We start from the raw sequence: 15115 nt of genomic DNA, 5'->3' as shown, positions 1-15115 counted from the left end.
CGTCCGGTTCAACGCCCGCTCCGTCACGGGGCGGGCGTTGGACTTGCGAGCCGTAGACACGGCAGAGATCTGGCGAGGGTCGGGCCGCGCCGCGCACGCCGAGTGAAAGGGCGACCTGTCGCATGAGACTGTCCTGTGCCGACGAGATGCTGCTGCTCAACGGTTGTCCGGGAGTCATCGGCCTGGCGGCGGTCCTCTCCGGCGAGCGGCCCGATGTGGAGCGGGTGCGGGCCCGGGTCGTCGAGCGGTGGGCGGGCCTGGAGCGGATGAGCTGTGTGCTCGACAGGTCGTGCGGGCGGGGCGGGTGTGCGCGGTGGGTCGTGCCGGGGCCGTTCGATCCCGTCGCGCAGGTCGCCGAGGCTCGGACCACGCTGGACGAGCTGTGGGCGCGGAGTGTGGACCGGCCGCTCGCCGACGGGGCGCCGCCCTGGCGGCTGTTCGTGATCCCGGACGCGACGCACGGCGGTGACTTCGCCCTGGCGCTGGTGGCCCAGCACGCGCTGCTGGACGGGCGGTCGCTGGCGACGCTGATGCGGGCCCTGATGGACGACCCGGGGCCGGCGGGCGGGCCGGAACGGGCGGTGCCGTTGCCGCGCAGCGGGCTGCGCGCGGCCGGCCGGGAGCTCAGGGTGATGTCGGCCGCGGGGCAGGCCCTTCCGACGCGGGCGCCGGGAGAGACGTACACCTCCGTCGCGGTGAGCGAACTGCCCGCGCACATCGTGCGATCCGCGCGCCGGCAGCCCGCCGACGGGCGCGGCGCGACGCTGAACGAGCTGCTGGTGGCCGCGGTGGCCGGGGCGGTGCGGGCCCGGTACGGACCGGTGCTGCGGTGGCGGGAGCGGGACGAGCCCGTGTACACGGCCGTGCCGTGCGATCTGCGCGGCCGGGGGAACACGGGCGAACTCGGCAACAGCCTCACCGTGGTCCGGGTCGCGTTGCCCGTCGACGTGGACGGGCCCGTGGCGCGGCTGCGGGCGTGTCAGGCCGCGCTGGCCGGCGTCCCCGACCGGGCCGCCGTACACGCCACCGTGCTGTTCCCTGCGGCGGAGGCGGCGCGGCGCACCGGCCCCTGGGTGACCAGGCTGCTCAACCGCCGGGGCCGCCACTCCTGTTTCGCGGCGACCGCGACCACGGCCATGAAGTGGCCCGGCGGGCCGAGCACCTTCCAGGGCCGCCGGCTCGTGCGCACGGTCGGGCTGCCGCCCTTGCAGCACCCGGGCACCGTCAGCTTCGCCCTGGCACAGGCAGGGGACGCGTTCACACTCACCGCGGTGGGCAACGCGGGCCCGGACGACGCGAGTCGGCTCGCCGACGCGGTCGTCACGGAGTTCGAGACATGGGCTCGGACGGCGACGCCGTCAGTGCTCTGACGGCACCAGGAGATGGAGGCAGTTGCATGGAAGCCGAATGCCGGGACACAGGTGACGTATGGGAAGCGCTGCGCCCGCTGTGCGCGCGGGTGATGTCGGTGCCGCAGGAGGCAGTCGTGCCGCAGGCCCGGCTGGTCGCCGACCTGGGAGCCGACAGCCTGGACATCACCGAACTGGAGGCGGCGTCCGAGGAGTTGTTCGGGGTGTCCCTGCGGGGGACCGACAAGTCCGCCGTGGCCACCGTGGGTGACGTCGCCGAGCTCATCGTGCGGCTGCGCACCGGCACCCCTGACGCCCACACCACCCTGGCCCGATGACCGGCCGGCACGCCGTCGCCGTCACGGGTCTGGGCGTCCGCTGTGGCGCCGGGGCGACGCCGGAGGCGCTGTGGGAGAGCCTCGTCCGCTGCCGTTCGGCGATCTCGCTGCACGCCTTCGACGACGAGGGCACCGTCGTACATCCCGCCGCTCCGATGACCGGCTTCGACCCGGCCGGGTATCTGACGGTCAAGGAGACGCGGCGGGCGGACCGGTCGGTGCAGCTGGCCGTGTGCGCGGCCGCGGACGCCGTCGAGGACGCCGGAGGGCTGCATGTCCCTCCCGCGCGGCGGGCCGTGGTCACCGGTACCGGCTACGGCGGGGTGATCAGCCAGGAGGCCGGCATCGGGCATCCCGACGTGCTCTACGCGCCCCGGCTGATGAACAACGCGGGGGCGTACTGGATCAGCGCCCGGCTCGGTGTGACCGGGCCCAGTCTGACGATCTCCACCGCCTGTGCCTCCGGGACGCACGCCGTGGGGGAGGCCATGCAGATGATCCGGGCCGGGTGCGCGGACGTCGTGGTGGCGGGCGGGCACGACAGCCCCCTGACTCCCACCACCGCACTGGCCTTCGGGCGGGCCGGGGCGATGGTCACCGAGTGCGCGGATCCCGTTGCCGCGTCACGGCCGTTCGACGCCGGGCGGCAGGGCTTCGTCCTCGCCGAAGGGGCGGCCTTCCTGGTGCTGGAGCGGCTGGACCTCGCCCGTGCGCGGGGCGCCCGTGTGCACGCCACGCTCACCGGGTACGGGCGCACCTCCGACGCCCACCACCTCACCGCACCGCATCCTGACGGGGCGGGGGCCGCCGCGTGCATGCGGCAGGCGCTCGCCGATGCCCAGGCGACCGCCGACGCCGTCAGCCACATCAACGCGCACGGCACCGGCACCGAGCTGAACGACCTCGCCGAGGCACGGGCCATCACGGCCGTGTTCGGGTCCCGTGCGGTGCCCGTGACCGCCCCGAAGGCGGTGACCGGGCACGGGCTAGGGCTGGCGGGGGCGCTGGAGGCGGTGATCACGGTGATGTCGGTGCGGGAGGGGCTCGCGCCGCCGACCGCCCATCTCACACAGCTGGACCCCCGGTGCGAGCTGGACCTGGTCACCGGCGAACCGCGCAAGATCCCGGACGGGCCTGTGCTCAGCAACAGCTTCGCCTTCGGCGGCCACAACGCCTGTGTCGTCTTCGACTCACCCCACGTCTGAGCGGCGAGGGCGGGGACCTTGGGGGGACTTGGGAACGGGAGGCTGTGGAAGATGAGGCTGACGGCCATCGAGGAAGGGCATCTGCGCAACGGGATGCCGGGGACCATCGGTATCGCCGCGGTGTTTCCCGGAGAACCGTTCGATCCGGCGTGGGTACGGACCCGGGTGCGTGACCGATGGGGCGCGCTGGAGCGGATGAGTCTGGTCCCGGTGCCCCCCGCCGGGCCGTCGGCCGTCTCCGGTCACCGGTGGAAGGCCACCCGGCCGTTCGATCCCGCCGCGCACATCGCCGTCACCGACCAGGACGTGGACCGGCTGCTGGCCGACGGTGTCACGCACCCGCTGCCGGGCGAACGGCCCCCGTGGAAGCTGCTGGTGACGCGGCGGCCCACCCCTGCCGGCGAGCACGCGGTGGTGCTGCTCGCCCATCACGCGCTGCTGGACGGCAGGTCCCTGGAGACCCTCTTCCGGATGCTGATGGACGACGCCGCCCCGCAGCGACTGCCCGTGCCGGCCGAGGGGACGCGACAGCGGCCGTCGGTCCGGCTCGCCAGCGTGGGCGCGGAGCTCAGGCGCATCGGGGTTCCCGGTCAGCCCGTCCCGGCGTCGTCCGGCGGCGGACCGGGGCCGTCGGTGGCCGTGGTCCGGATCGACCCGGAGGTGATGCGGGCGGCCCGGCGCCAGCCGGCGGGCGGGCGCGGGGCGACGCTCAACGAGCTCCTGCTGAGTACGTACGCCGGTGCTCTGCGCGCCTGCCACGGGCCCCTGCGTTCCTGGCCGAAGGGGCCGACCCCGCTCTACGCCACGGTGCCGGTCGACCTGCGGACCCGGCACAACGCACAGCAGCTCGGCAACGGCGTCACCGCGCTGCGCGTCGCCCTGCCCGTCGACCTCGACACCCCGGTGGCCCGGCTGCGGGCCTGCCAGGACCAGGTCGCGGCGTTCGAGCACCGCTGCGAGGCGCACCGTGCGATCCTGCCCGCGCTGCAGGCCGCCGCGCGCACCCTGCCGTGGCTGGCCGGGGTGATGGCCAGGCGCCTGGCACGTCCCGAGCTGACCACCAGCCTGTGCACCGCCTTCAAGTGGCGTGACATCCCCAGCCACTTGCACGGACGCCCCCTGGCACGCGTCGTCCCGCTTCCGCAGCTCTCCCCGCCGGGCACGGCGAACCTGTGTCTCGTGCACACCGCCGACGCGTACACCCTCACCGTCGTCAGCCATCTGCGGGCGGGGGACGCCGAGCTGATCGGTGCCGCCGTGGTCCGGGAGCTGGAGGCGGTCGCGGGGGCTGGGGTGCCTGTTGCGCGGGCCGTTCAGGGCATTCGTACGGTCTAGAGCTCTCGTACGGTCTAGGGCTTGCGTGCGTCGTGGCTCAGGGCGCGGGTCAGTGCCGGGCGGGTCAGTGCGTCCGTGTTGTCGACGAACTGGTCCACCGACCCGACCGGTGGCAGATCCTTCAGCGTCGGGTCGCTGACGCGGGCGAGCAGGGCTGTGGTGAAGCGGTCGGCGCGCAGGACCTTGAAGGGGCGGGAGTGGTACGGGCGGGTGGTGGGGGCGACGCGGTCGGTCAGCCGCAGGTCGTTGTGCTGGTGCGCGACGATCTCGTAGGCGTGCTCGAGATGGCGTTCGCGGGTGTGCCAGTCCGTCGCGGCGAGCGTGGCCGTCAGGACGGGGGTGAGGCGGGGGCCGGCGGCGGTGCGGGCGAAGGCGCTGCCGAGCCACTTGCCGTACGGCGGGTAGCGGCGGTCCATCAGCAGGCACAGCCGCATCAGGTCGCGGACCAGGCGGGCGGCGGTGACGGCGGAGCCCAGTTCGTCGCCGACCTCGCCCGCGCGGCCCACGAAGGCCTCCTCCTGCGCGATGCGCTGCCACTGGCAGGCCAGGACGTACAGCCAGACGTCGTGGGGGTACCAGCGCAGCGCGCGGCGTAACGGGGTGAGGGTGTGCAGTCCGTCGTGGAAGACGGCGCCCGCGGTGACCTCGGCCAACAGCTGGGTGGGCGTGGCCAGCCAGTCGGCCGGGGTGAGGCCCTGGGCCGGGTCGAAGCCGAGGGCGTCGGTGAACCAGGTGGACGTGCCGGTCACCTCGACGCGGTGGTGGACGGGGCCGTCGGTCGTGCGCATCACGCGGATGTCGCCGCTCTCGTCGGTCCGGGCGAAGTTCGTGGGGTGGCCCAGGAAGGTCTTCGGGAGGTGCTCGGACAGCATGTGTCTGATGCGGGCCGCGTGCCGGGGGACGTCGTGGCGGTGGAGGAAGACCTGCAGGCGCGGGCCCCATTCATGGTCGGCGGAGCGCGGGGTGTCGTGGCCGAGGACCTCGGAGCCGCTGCCGATGCGGGCCGCCGAGTGGGGGACGCCCGGGGCGGCCTCCTCCAGCAACGGGCGTACGGCGTCGGTGTAGAAGCGGCGGGAGAGTTCGAGGCCGGGGACGAACTCGGCCTCGGATATGGCGGTGTTGGAGGGAGGGCGCATATTCGTGGGGCTCATGCCAGGAAGCCGTGCCCATTCGATGGCGGGTCATGCGCAGAACGTTCACACCGGCGTGGGCCCGGGGTCGGCGCCCAGCTTCGCCAGCGCCTCGTCGGTCAGGCGGTACACCGTCCACTCGTCCTGGGGGAGCGCGCCGAGGGACTCGTAGAAGGCGATGGAGGGGGTGTTCCAGTTCAGTACGGACCACTCCAGGCGCTGGTAGCCGCGCTCCACGCACAGCCGGGCCAGCTCGGCGAGCAGGGCCTTGCCGTGGCCGGCGCCGCGGGCGGTGGGGCGGACGTACAGGTCCTCCAGGTAGATGCCGTGGACTCCGCGCCAGGTGGAGAAGTTCAGGAACCAGAGCGCGCAGCCGACGGTCTCGCCGGTCGCGTCGTCGGCCGCGATGTGGGCGTAGGCGGCGGGGCGGTCGCCGAACAGGGCCTCATGGAGCTGTTCCGGCGTGGCCTTCGCCTCCTCCAGCGCCTTCTCGTACTCGGCGAGCTCCCGGATCAGGGCGTGCAGAGCGGGGATGTCGGCGGGCGTGGCGGGTCGGATCATGGTGCGAGGCTAGCCGGAGTGGCTCCTCAGACGCCGCGCGATTTCCAGGTGGGCGGCGAGCGGGGCGTGGCCCTCCTCGATCTGCCACAGGGAGTTCTGCAGGACCCGGCCCAGCGTCCAGGCGCGCGCCCGGGCCCGGTCGAGGCCGAGGACCTCCGTCATGGCGTCGAAGCGCCACACCACCTCGTCCGCGTCGAAGCGGTTCCACAGCGCCGGGAAGAGGTCGAACCCGGGGTCGCCCGCGAGCGGCTTGGGGTCGATGGCGAGCCAGGGTGCCCGGTCGGCGGCGAGGACGTTCTCGAAGTGCAGGTCCCAGTGCAGCAGCCGGTCGCCGGGCGCGTCGGCGACCTCGCGCACCGCCGCCGCGCAGTCGGTGATCAGGCGACGGGTGTCCGGGTCCGGATCCGGGAGGAGCTCCAGGGCCGCGGGTGTCCGCTCCAGCATGGCCGCGGCGATGTCGCCGAGGCGGCGCAGGTCCGGCGGGGCCGCGGTGGTGGTGAGGTGGGCCAGCAGCCGGGCGACGATCAGCGTGGCCTCGCGGGAGTCCGGCAGGTCGGCCAGGAGACGGTCCGGGTCGAGCCGCTCCAGAAGGAGCGTGCCGGTCTCGTCGTCGGTCTGAAGGAGCCGGACCGCGCCGTCGCCGCCCCACGCCCGCAGCGCGACCGGTTCGCCCACGGTCTCCTCGTCGACGTCCTGGAGCTTGAGCACCGCCCGTGTCCCGTCGGCCCGCAGCACGGGCAGGACCAGCGCGCAGCGGCCGTACATCGTCGGGCCGTCCAGGCTCAGCCGCCAGTGCTCCAGGAAGCGCGTGGCGCGTTCCGCGAGCGAGGCGACGTAGGCGCGGCCCGCCTCTCCGTCGTAGCGCACATGCTGGGCGATGAGCTCGTCCGGAATGTCGATCACTTTGCGACCCTACTGGGGTGCCGGAATCGGCTCGCGCGAATTAACGTCCTCGCCATGAGCAGCTCGGTCAGTGACGCCGTGAACGGCGGGATCTCCTTCTGGTACGCGGACGACGGCCTCCCTGCGGCGCGGGAGCCGCTCGACGGGGACGCCGCCGCGGACGTGGTGATCGTGGGCGGTGGATACACGGGACTGTGGACGGCCTATTACTTGAAGAAGGCGGTTCCCTTCCTGCGGATCACCGTCCTGGAGCAGAAGTTCTGCGGATACGGCGCCTCCGGACGCAACGGCGGCTGGCTGTACAACGGCATCGCGGGCCGCGACCGGTACGCGAAGCTGCACGGCCACGAGGCGGCCGTACGGCTGCAGCGGGCCATGAACGACACCGTGGACGAGGTGATCCGGGTCGCGGAGGCGGAGGGTTTCGACGCCGGGATCCACAAGGGCGGTGTGCTCGAAGTCGCCCGTACACCGGCCCAGTTGGCGCGGCTGAAGGAGTTCCACGCGCAGGAGCTGGCGTTCGGCGAGAAGGACCGGGAGCTGTACGACGCCCGCCGGACCGCCGAGCGGATCCGGGTGGCCGACGCGGTCGGCTCGACATGGACGCCGCACGGCGCGCGCGTGCACCCGGTGAAGCTGGTCAAGGGGCTCGCGGCGGCCGTCGAGGCGCTCGGCGTGACGATCCACGAGCTGACGCCGGTCACGGAGATCCGGCCCAAGCACGCCGTCACCCCCTACGGCACCGTCCGCGCCCCCTACGTCCTGCGCTGCACCGAGGGCTTCACGGCGAACCTCAAGGGCCAGCACCGGACCTGGCTGCCGATGAACTCCTCGATGATCGCCACCGAGCCGCTGACCGACGAGCAGTGGGAGTCGGTCGGCTGGGACGGGCGCGAGACGCTGGGCGACATGGCGCACGCCTACATGTACGCGCAGCGCACGGCCGACGGGCGGATCGCGCTGGGCGGTCGCGGGGTGCCGTACCGCTTCGGGTCGCGGACGGACAACGACGGGCGCACGCAGCCGGAGACCATCGAGGCCCTGCGGGAGATCCTGGTCGGCTTCTTCCCCTCGCTGGCCGGGGTGCGCGTCGAGCACGCGTGGTCGGGGGTGCTGGGGGTGCCGCGCGACTGGTGCGCGACCGTCACCCTGGACCGGACGAGCGGGCTCGGCTGGGCGGGCGGTTACGTCGGCTCCGGCGTCGCCACCGCGAATCTCGCGGCGCGGACCCTGCGGGACCTGGTGCAGATCGACTCGGGGCAGGGCGTGCGCACCGAGCTGACCGAACTGCCGTGGGTCGGGCACAAGGTGCGCAAGTGGGAGCCGGAGCCGCTGCGCTGGATCGGCGTGCACGGGCTGTACGCCGCGTACCGGGCGGCGGACCGGCGGGAGCTCGCCACGCCCAGCGCCGAGTCGTCGCGGGCGGCGCGGCTGGCCGACCGGATCTCCGGGCGGCACTGAAACGGGACGGCGATGGGGGAGGAGCTCCGCGTCCGATGGGGCCCCTCCCTCCCCCGTCCGTCGGGTCGTCGGTGGGCCGTGCTCAGGCCACCGGCTCCGGTGTCGGCGCCTCCTGGGATGCCCCGTGCCGCGGGGCCTTCGCCGTCACCATCAGGGTCGCGACCAGGCCGGCCAGGAGCATGATGGCGGCGGCCCACCAGATGGCGACCGTGTAGCCGTGCACGATGCCCTCCCTGGTGACCAGGGCCCGCCGGGCCGGGTCGGTGAGATGGGCGGTGATGTAGGCGGCGCTGCTGGTGGTGGCGATCGTGTTGAGCAGGGCCGTACCGATCGAGCCGCCCACCTGCTGCGAGGTGTTGACGGTCGCCGAGGTCACGCCGGAGTCCTGCGGGGCCACGCCCGCCGTCGCCGTGGCGAACACCGGCATGAAGATCAGGCCCATGCCGAGGCCCAAGAGGATCAGGGCGGGCAGGATGTCGGTCGCGTACGAGGAGTGCACCGTCAGCCGGGTCAGCAGCACCATGCCGATGGCCGCGAGCAGGGCGCCGGGGCCCATGAGCACGCGGGGTGCCACATGGTCCAGGAGACGGGCGGCGATCTGGGTCGAGCCGATGATGATCGCCGCGGTGAGGGGCAGGAAGGCCGGCCCGGTCATCACCGGCGAGTAGTCGAGGATGACCTGGAGGTAGTAGGTCATGAACAGGAACAGGCCGAACATGCCGATCACGGCGAGCGCCATCGTGAGGAAGCAGCCGGCGCGGTTGCGTTCCTTGATGATGTGCAGGGGCAGCAGCGGCACCGGGGCCCTGGTCTGCCACCAGACGAACGTCGCGAGGAGCACGACCCCGAGCACGAACAGGGTGAGCACCATCGGGTCGGTCCAGCCGCGTGGCTCCGCCTCGGCGAACCCGTAGACGATGGCGACCAGTCCGCCGCAGCCGAGCAGCACGCCGGGCACGTCGAGGCGGGCGCCCGGGTGGCCGGGGCTGTCGTGGATCAGGGCGAGCGCTCCGAAGACGGCGATCACGGCGATGGGCCCGTTGACGTACAGGCACCAGCGCCAGTTCAGGTACTCGGTGAGCAGTCCCCCGACGATGAACCCGATCGCGCTGCCGCTGCCGGCCAGGGCGCCGTAGATGCCGAAGGACTTGCCGCGCTCCTTGGGGTCGGTGAACGTCGTCGTCAGCAGCGACAGGGCCGACGGGGCCAGTACGGCGGCGAAGGCGCCCTGCAGCGCGCGGGCGCCGAAGAGCATGCCGGCCGTGGTGGCGGCGCCGCCCAGCGCGGAGGCGGCGGCGAAGCCGACGAGGCCGATGACGAAGGTGCGTTTGCGGCCCACCAGGTCGGCTATGCGGCCGCCGAGGAGGAGCAGACCGCCGAAGGCGAGCGTGTAGGCGGTGATCACCCTCCCCCACTGCCTTAAAGGCGTGGGGGGACCCCCAGGCGGTTGCCGTCGGAGATGCCGAGGTCCTCCTGCGCGGAGGGGAGTGCGATGTTCACGATGGTCGCGTCGAGGACGACCATGAGCTGCGCGAGCGCGATGATCACCAGTCCCCACCAGCGGCGGGGGTCGGCATCCCGGGCGGATTCACCCGTTCGGGTGACGGTCACCTGGCCAGAAGATCATGGCTCGGTACGCGTCGCATCTGGGGAGCGATGGCCGCTCGGACGGTGCGGGCGCTTGTGGCCGGTCATGGCTCCAGTACCACCTTTCCGGTGGTCGCGCGGGTTTCGAGGGCGCGATGGGCGGCGGCCGCCTCGGCCAGCGGGAAGCGCTGCACGGCCGGGGTGAGACGGCCCGCGGCGGCCTCGGCGAGGGCGCGCAGTTCGAGGGTCTGTACGGGGTTGGGGCCGCCGGCCCTCCGCATCATCGCGGGGCCGAGGACGTTCTCGGAGACGCCCTCGACGAGGTAGGGCTCGCCGTCGCGCAGCCCTGCGCCGGACCAGCCGAAGACGAGGTGCCTGCCGCCGGGCCCGAGCAGGGCGACGGACTCGCGGGCCACGTCGCCGCCGACGCCGTCGAGGACGACGGTCGCGCCCCGGCCGCCCAGGAACGCGCGCACCTTCCCGGGCCACCCCGGGTCGGTGTAGTCGACGGCGAGGCCGGCGCCGTTCGCCTGCACGCGGGCGACCTTCTCCGGCCCGCCCGCGAGACCCACGACGACCGCGCCGGCGTTCCTGGCGTACTGCACGAGGAGGGTGCCGATGCCGCCGGCCGCCGCCGGGATCACAGCCACCGCGTCCGGGCCGAGCTCGGCGAACTGGAGGATCCCCATCGCCGTACGGCCCGTGCCGATCATGGCGACGGCCTCGGCGAAGTCGAGATGGGCCGGGATCTCGTGGACGCGGTCGACGTCGGTGACGGCGAGCTCGGCGTAGCCTCCCGGCGCGAAGCCGAGGTGGGCGACGACGCGCTTGCCGAGCCAGAGCCGCGCGACGCCCTCGCCGAGGGACTCGACGACGCCGGCGACCTCACGGCCGGGGATCGTGGGCAGCGTGGGCGGCTCGGGCGCCGGGCCCTGGACGCCTTCGCGCAAGGCCGTGTCGAGGAGGTGGACGCCGGCCGCCGCCACGGTGATGCGGACCTGGCCGGGTCCTGGAAGGGGGGCGTCGACCTCCTCGTAGGTGAGGTTCTCGGCCGGGCCGAAGGTGTGCAGACGGATGGCGTGCATCGGGGTCCCCCATGAGACGGGCCATGTGCTCGGAAGCTGTCAGGAAGTCAGCCTTCAACCTCAAGCTTGCTTGAGGTCAAGGGCGTGCCGGCCGAGGGCCAGGGACACGGCCGTGAGCGCGCTGTTGAAGGAGACCTCGGACAGGACACCGGGGGCGGCGACCTGATCGCCCGCCAGATAGACGCCGTCGCCGCGGTCGACGGCCGGACGGTCGCGCCAGCTGGTGCCGGGCAGGTCGACGGCCCCGGTACGGCCGCCCGCCACGGCCTCCCTGCGCCAGGTGACGCGCTCGCGCCAGCCGGGGAAGCCGAGGTCGAGGAGCCGCTCGGCGCGGGCGATGCCGGCGGCCCTCGACTCGTGCGGGGCGAGCGGGATCTGCCCCTGGATCAGCTGTTCGCCCGCCGGGGCCAGGGAGCGGTCCTGCGCGGTGAACCGTTCCAGCCACCCGGTCTCGTCGAGGTCGGAGACGACGAAGGCGTCCCCGCGCCGGGTGCGCACGGCGAGGTCGATGAGCGCCGTACGACCGCTGGTCCAGGTCAGGGAGTCGTCCCCGAGGAGGCGGCGGGCGGCGTCGAGGGTGGTGGCGACGACGACGGGCGAGTCGGTCGTCAGGCCGTCGAGGCTGTCGACGCGGGAGAGCGTCTCCATCCGCACCCCGAGGTTCCACGCCCGGGCCGCCATCCGGTCGATGAGGTTCGCCCATCCGCCCTTCGGATAGTGGGCCTCGGGCGGCAGCTTGGTGGCCCGGCGCAGCCGCTCCTGCACGAACGCGGCGGACAGGGCGCCGGGGTCGTGGTGGAACAGGGCGACGGCGGAGTAGTGCGCGGCCGCACGGGCGCCCTCCTCGCCGGCGATGCCGGTGGCCCACGTCAGGAAGTCCACCTCGACGGGCGCCTGCGGCAGGGCGGGCCGCAGCAGCTTGAGCATGGCGAACGGCGGGGTGCGGCGCAGGACGCCACGGTGCCGCAGCCGCAGCCGGGCGGCCTCCAGCGGCGGGATCGGCGCGAGCGGGCCGATGAGGTCCCGCTGCTTGAGCCAGGCCCAGTGCGGGCCGCCGCTGTACAGGGCGTGCGGGCCCTCGTTGGTCCGGTACGGCCCCTCGGCGGTCCGGGCCCGTCCGCCGAGGGTGTGGTGGGCTTCGTACACGGTGACCTTGGCGCCCGCCTCGGCGGCGGTGATGGCCGCGGTGAGTCCGGCGAAGCCGCCGCCGATGACGGTGATGCGGTGCATGGCTGGGGGTCTCCCTCTTGCTCGGGGTCGCCTGTCTTGCCTTGTTCTGTGAGTACGACGGCCCGGGGCCCCCGGAATGTGACATCACCGGTGTTCGCGCTGGTCACGGGCGCGTCTGGGGCGGGCCCGGGTGATTGTCAGTGGCGGGGTGCAGCATGGGGGCATGGCGAGGAGAGCGGTGGGTGCGGGCGGCGGCGCGGGCGGGCCCGGCAGGGGTGCGGCGAAGGGGGCGCGGCGGCCGGAGCTGCGGTTGCCGGCGCTGGAGCCGTTCCGGGACGGGGAGTTGGAGCCGGACGGGGACTACGACGGCCTGGAGTTCCGGGAGGAGGACCTCACCCGGCACGACGGCGCGGGCGCCCGCTTCATGGACTGCGCGCTGAAGGGCTGCGTCCTGGACGAGACGCGGCTTCGTCACGCCCGGATCCTCGACTCGGTCCTCACCGAGCCACGGGGTGTCGGCACCGACCTCGCCGAGGCGACCCTGCGCGATGTCGAGCTGGTCGACGCCCGGCTGGGCGGGGTGCAGCTGCACGGCTCCGTGCTGGAGCGGGTCGTGATCCGCGGCGGCAAGATCGACTATCTGAACCTGCGCAAGGCCAGGCTCAGAGACGTCGTCTTCGAGGGCTGCGTCCTGGTCGAGCCGGACTTCGGGGGCGCCCGGCTGGAGCGGGTGGAGTTCGTGGACTGCGCGGTGAAGGGGGTGGACCTCACCGGGGCGACCCTGACGGACGTGGATCTGCGCGGGGCGGCGGAGCTGGAGATCGCACGGGGCGTGGACCGGCTGGCGGGAGCGGTGATCAGTCCGGGTCAACTACTGGATCTGGCACCGGTGTTGGCGGCCCAGCTGGGGATTCGAGTGGAGGGCTGACGACCGTTCGGTGGGGTGCCGGCCGGGGGGGGGAGGGCGCTGTGGTGGGTTCACGTCACCCGGGGATAGCGGGCCTGGAGTGTCCAGATCGCCGGGTTCTCGCCCAGGTCGTCGTGCAGGTCGATCAGGTCGGCGAGCAGGTCGTGGAGGAAGTCGCGGGCCTCGCGGCGCAGTTCGCTGTGGGAGAAGGTCAGCGGGGGTTCCTCGGCCGGCATCCAGTCCGCCTCGATGTCCACCCAGCCGAAGCGGCGCTCGAAGAGCATGCGGTCGGTCGACTCGGTGAAGTCGAGTTCCGCGTGCTGGGGCCGGGAGGCGCGGGACCCGGCCGGGTCCCGGTCCAGCCGCTCGGCGATGTCGCACAGGGCCCAGGCGAAGTCGAGCACCGGCACCCATCCCCAGGCTGTGGACACCTCCCGGTCCTCCTTGGTGTCGGCCAGGTAGACGTCCCCGCAGAACAGGTCGTGGCGCAGGGCGTGGACGTCCGCGCGGCGGTAGTCCGTCTGCGGGGGGTCCGGGAAGCGGTTGGAGAGGGCGTAGCCGATGTCGAGCACGGAGGTGATGGTGTCACGGCCGCGCTCATAGGATCACTGACGTGTCCCGTTCCGTACTCGTTGTCCAGGCCCGTCCGACCGCACGGGTCCCCTCGGCCGCACGGATCCTGCGGGCCGGCGCCTGTGGCGTGCTCGCCCTCGCCCTCACGGCGTGCGGCGGAGTGCACGGCACCCCCGGCAGTTCCGGCGTGCGCGACCCGTACTTCCCCAAGGCCGGCAACGGCGGCTACGACGTCACCCACTACGCCCTCGACCTCGACTACGACCCCGACGACCGCCACCTCACCGGCACCGCCGAGATCACCGCACGCGCCGGCAAGGACCTCTCCGCCTTCGACCTCGACCTGTTGGGGATGGACGTCGAGAAGGTGTCGGTGGAGGGCAAGCGGGCCCGCTGGAGCCGTAACGGCCAGGAACTGGTCGTCCGGCCGCACGACGACCTCGACGAGGGCGAGACCTTCCGGATCACCGTCCGCTACTCCGGGACCCCGCAGACGATCACCGACCCCGACGGCTCCGAGGAGGGCTGGCTGCCCACCGACGCGGGCGCGCTCGCCCTGGGGGAGCCCACGGGGTCCATGGCGTGGTTCCCCGGCAACCACCACCCGTCGGACAAGGCGTCGTACGACATCTCGGTGACCGTGCCGGAGGGGCTGGAGGTCGTCTCCAACGGGGAGTTGGCCGAGCGGAGCACGCGAGAGGGCCGTACGACGTTCCACTGGCGTACGGCGGAGCCCATGGCCGGCCATGTCACGGCCCTCGCCATCGGCGACTACGACATCGCCCGCTCCACGGTCACCACGACCGAGGACGAGGACGAGGGAGAGGGCGAACTGCCCGTCTACACCGCCGTGTCCCCCGCCCAGGCCGGCCCCAGCCGCAAGGTTCTCGCCCGGATCCCCGAGATCATGGAGTGGGCGGAGTACAACTTCGGTCCGTACCCCTTCTCCTCCACCGGCGCGATCGTCTCGGACAAGGAGGACGCCGGCTACGCCCTGGAGACCCAGAACCGTCCCGTCTTCCCGGGCGCCCCCAGCACCGAACTCCTCGTCCACGAGCTCGCCCACCAGTGGTTCGGCAACTCCGTGACGCCGAAGAGCTGGCGGGACATGTGGCTGAACGAGGGCTTCGCGACATACGCCGAGTGGCTGTGGGAGGAGGACAACGGCGGCGACAGCGCCCAGGAGACCTTCGACGCCCTGTACGACCACGGCGAGGACGACCTCGAGGAACTCTGGGACTTCCCGCCCGCCAAGCCCACGAGCGCCGCGCACATCTCCGACTCGCCCGTCTACGAACGCGGCGCGATGGTCGTCCACAAGATCCGCCGGACGGTGGGCGACGACACCTTCTACGACATCGTCCAGGGCTGGGCCGACGAGCACCGCCACGGCAACGCGGACACCGCCGACTTCACGGCGTACGTGGAGAAGACGGCGCCGGACGAGGACTTCACCACCCTCTGGAAGGACTGGCTGTACGGCGACGGACGCCCCGAGCACCCGTAGCGGC

At 73.1% G+C, this 15115-nt stretch carries 13 protein-coding genes and 1 pseudogene; 7 read left to right on the top strand and 7 right to left on the bottom strand.

The features are described from left to right. The first annotated feature begins 122 nt into the window (after positions 1–122). From OG254_RS22605 to OG254_RS22590, 4 genes are read left to right on the top strand one after another with little or no spacing between them, the layout of a single operon-like run. Positions 123–1370 carry a wax ester/triacylglycerol synthase domain-containing protein gene (locus tag OG254_RS22605; RefSeq protein WP_405584629.1) on the top strand — a complete coding sequence of 416 codons (1248 nt, stop codon included), beginning with the start codon at positions 123–125 and terminating at the stop codon, positions 1368–1370. A 26-nt stretch (positions 1371–1396) separates the two neighbouring features. Further along, positions 1397–1687: a phosphopantetheine-binding protein gene (locus OG254_RS22600; protein WP_405584626.1), complete on the top strand. Its 291-nt coding sequence runs from the start codon at positions 1397–1399 to the stop codon at positions 1685–1687. Continuing rightward, complete coding sequence (locus tag OG254_RS22595; RefSeq protein WP_405584623.1) at positions 1684–2892, top strand: beta-ketoacyl-[acyl-carrier-protein] synthase family protein; 1209 nt, start codon at positions 1684–1686, stop codon at positions 2890–2892. Before OG254_RS22600 ends, OG254_RS22595 begins: the two co-directional genes overlap by 4 nt. A 51-nt stretch (positions 2893–2943) precedes the next feature. After that, positions 2944–4227 (top strand): wax ester/triacylglycerol synthase domain-containing protein, encoded by a 1284-nt coding sequence (locus OG254_RS22590; protein WP_405584620.1) that lies wholly within the window; start codon positions 2944–2946, stop codon positions 4225–4227. Between the two features lie 14 nt (positions 4228–4241). Here OG254_RS22590 and OG254_RS22585 read toward each other — a convergent pair whose 3' ends face one another. Genes OG254_RS22585 through OG254_RS22575 form a run of 3 tightly spaced genes read right to left on the bottom strand, consistent with a single transcriptional unit; the run spans position 4242 to position 6821 of the window. Next, on the bottom strand, positions 4242–5378 hold the full coding sequence (locus OG254_RS22585; RefSeq protein WP_405584617.1) for a DUF4037 domain-containing protein: 1137 nt from the start codon (positions 5376–5378) through the stop codon (positions 4242–4244). Positions 5379–5423: 45 nt separating this feature from the next. After that, positions 5424–5918 carry a GNAT family N-acetyltransferase gene (locus OG254_RS22580; RefSeq protein ID WP_405584614.1) on the bottom strand — a complete coding sequence of 165 codons (495 nt, stop codon included), beginning with the start codon at positions 5916–5918 and terminating at the stop codon, positions 5424–5426. A gap of 9 nt (positions 5919–5927) precedes the next feature. Next, the gene (locus tag OG254_RS22575) at positions 5928–6821 is read right to left on the bottom strand and encodes an aminoglycoside phosphotransferase family protein (protein ID WP_405584611.1); all 894 of its coding nucleotides are present in this window, start codon (positions 6819–6821) and stop codon (positions 5928–5930) included. 54 nt (positions 6822–6875) lie between these two features. On the opposite strand from OG254_RS22575, the gene OG254_RS22570 reads away from it, so the two are divergent. Beyond that, on the top strand, positions 6876–8282 hold the full coding sequence (locus tag OG254_RS22570; protein ID WP_351200612.1) for an FAD-dependent oxidoreductase: 1407 nt from the start codon (positions 6876–6878) through the stop codon (positions 8280–8282). Positions 8283–8364: 82 nt separating this feature from the next. Here OG254_RS22570 and OG254_RS22565 read toward each other — a convergent pair. From OG254_RS22565 to OG254_RS22555, 3 genes and pseudogenes are all read right to left on the bottom strand, one after another. Beyond that, a pseudogene (locus OG254_RS22565) lies at positions 8365–9830 on the bottom strand (MFS transporter). Positions 9831–9973: 143 nt separating this feature from the next. Then, a complete protein-coding gene (locus tag OG254_RS22560) occupies positions 9974–10954 on the bottom strand; it encodes a zinc-binding dehydrogenase (RefSeq protein ID WP_405584608.1) in 981 nt (326 codons plus the stop codon). Between the two features lie 60 nt (positions 10955–11014). Continuing rightward, positions 11015–12184, bottom strand: a complete 1170-nt coding sequence (locus OG254_RS22555; protein ID WP_405584606.1) for an FAD-dependent oxidoreductase — start codon at positions 12182–12184, stop codon at positions 11015–11017. 163 nt (positions 12185–12347) lie between these two features. Here OG254_RS22555 and OG254_RS22550 point away from each other — a divergent pair, with 163 nt between their 5' ends. Next, positions 12348–13052 (top strand): pentapeptide repeat-containing protein, encoded by a 705-nt coding sequence (locus OG254_RS22550; RefSeq protein WP_405584603.1) that lies wholly within the window; start codon positions 12348–12350, stop codon positions 13050–13052. Between the two features lie 50 nt (positions 13053–13102). Here the strand turns inward: OG254_RS22550 and OG254_RS22545 are convergent, their stop codons facing one another. After that, positions 13103–13603 (bottom strand): hypothetical protein, encoded by a 501-nt coding sequence (locus OG254_RS22545; protein ID WP_405584600.1) that lies wholly within the window; start codon positions 13601–13603, stop codon positions 13103–13105. A gap of 41 nt (positions 13604–13644) precedes the next feature. Here OG254_RS22545 and OG254_RS22540 point away from each other — a divergent pair, with 41 nt between their 5' ends. Next, on the top strand, positions 13645–15111 hold the full coding sequence (locus OG254_RS22540; protein ID WP_405584597.1) for a M1 family metallopeptidase: 1467 nt from the start codon (positions 13645–13647) through the stop codon (positions 15109–15111). Positions 15112–15115 lie beyond the last annotated feature (4 nt).

Origin of the sequence: Streptomyces sp. NBC_01092 (assembly GCF_045039535.1) — a bacterium.
Taxonomy (GTDB): Bacteria; Actinomycetota; Actinomycetes; order Streptomycetales; family Streptomycetaceae; genus Streptomyces.
Note: the sequence above shows the minus strand (reverse complement) of the source record. Positions and strands in the feature narration are given on the sequence as shown.

Excerpts from the sequence above, each read along its gene's own strand:
- OG254_RS22560 (WP_405584608.1), bottom strand. The coding sequence starts at position 10,954 with ATGCACGCCATCCGTCTGCACACCTTCGGCCCGGCCGAGAACCTCACC.
- OG254_RS22590 (WP_405584620.1), top strand. The coding sequence starts at position 2,944 with ATGAGGCTGACGGCCATCGAGGAAGGGCATCTGCGCAACGGGATGCCG.
- OG254_RS22570 (WP_351200612.1), top strand. The coding sequence starts at position 6,876 with ATGAGCAGCTCGGTCAGTGACGCCGTGAACGGCGGGATCTCCTTCTGG.
- OG254_RS22585 (WP_405584617.1), bottom strand. The coding sequence starts at position 5,378 with ATGAGCCCCACGAATATGCGCCCTCCCTCCAACACCGCCATATCCGAG.
- OG254_RS22600 (WP_405584626.1), top strand. The coding sequence starts at position 1,397 with ATGGAAGCCGAATGCCGGGACACAGGTGACGTATGGGAAGCGCTGCGC.
- OG254_RS22580 (WP_405584614.1), bottom strand. The coding sequence starts at position 5,918 with ATGATCCGACCCGCCACGCCCGCCGACATCCCCGCTCTGCACGCCCTG.
- OG254_RS22605 (WP_405584629.1), top strand. The coding sequence starts at position 123 with ATGAGACTGTCCTGTGCCGACGAGATGCTGCTGCTCAACGGTTGTCCG.
- OG254_RS22595 (WP_405584623.1), top strand. The coding sequence starts at position 1,684 with ATGACCGGCCGGCACGCCGTCGCCGTCACGGGTCTGGGCGTCCGCTGT.
- OG254_RS22555 (WP_405584606.1), bottom strand. The coding sequence starts at position 12,184 with ATGCACCGCATCACCGTCATCGGCGGCGGCTTCGCCGGACTCACCGCG.
- OG254_RS22550 (WP_405584603.1), top strand. The coding sequence starts at position 12,348 with ATGGCGAGGAGAGCGGTGGGTGCGGGCGGCGGCGCGGGCGGGCCCGGC.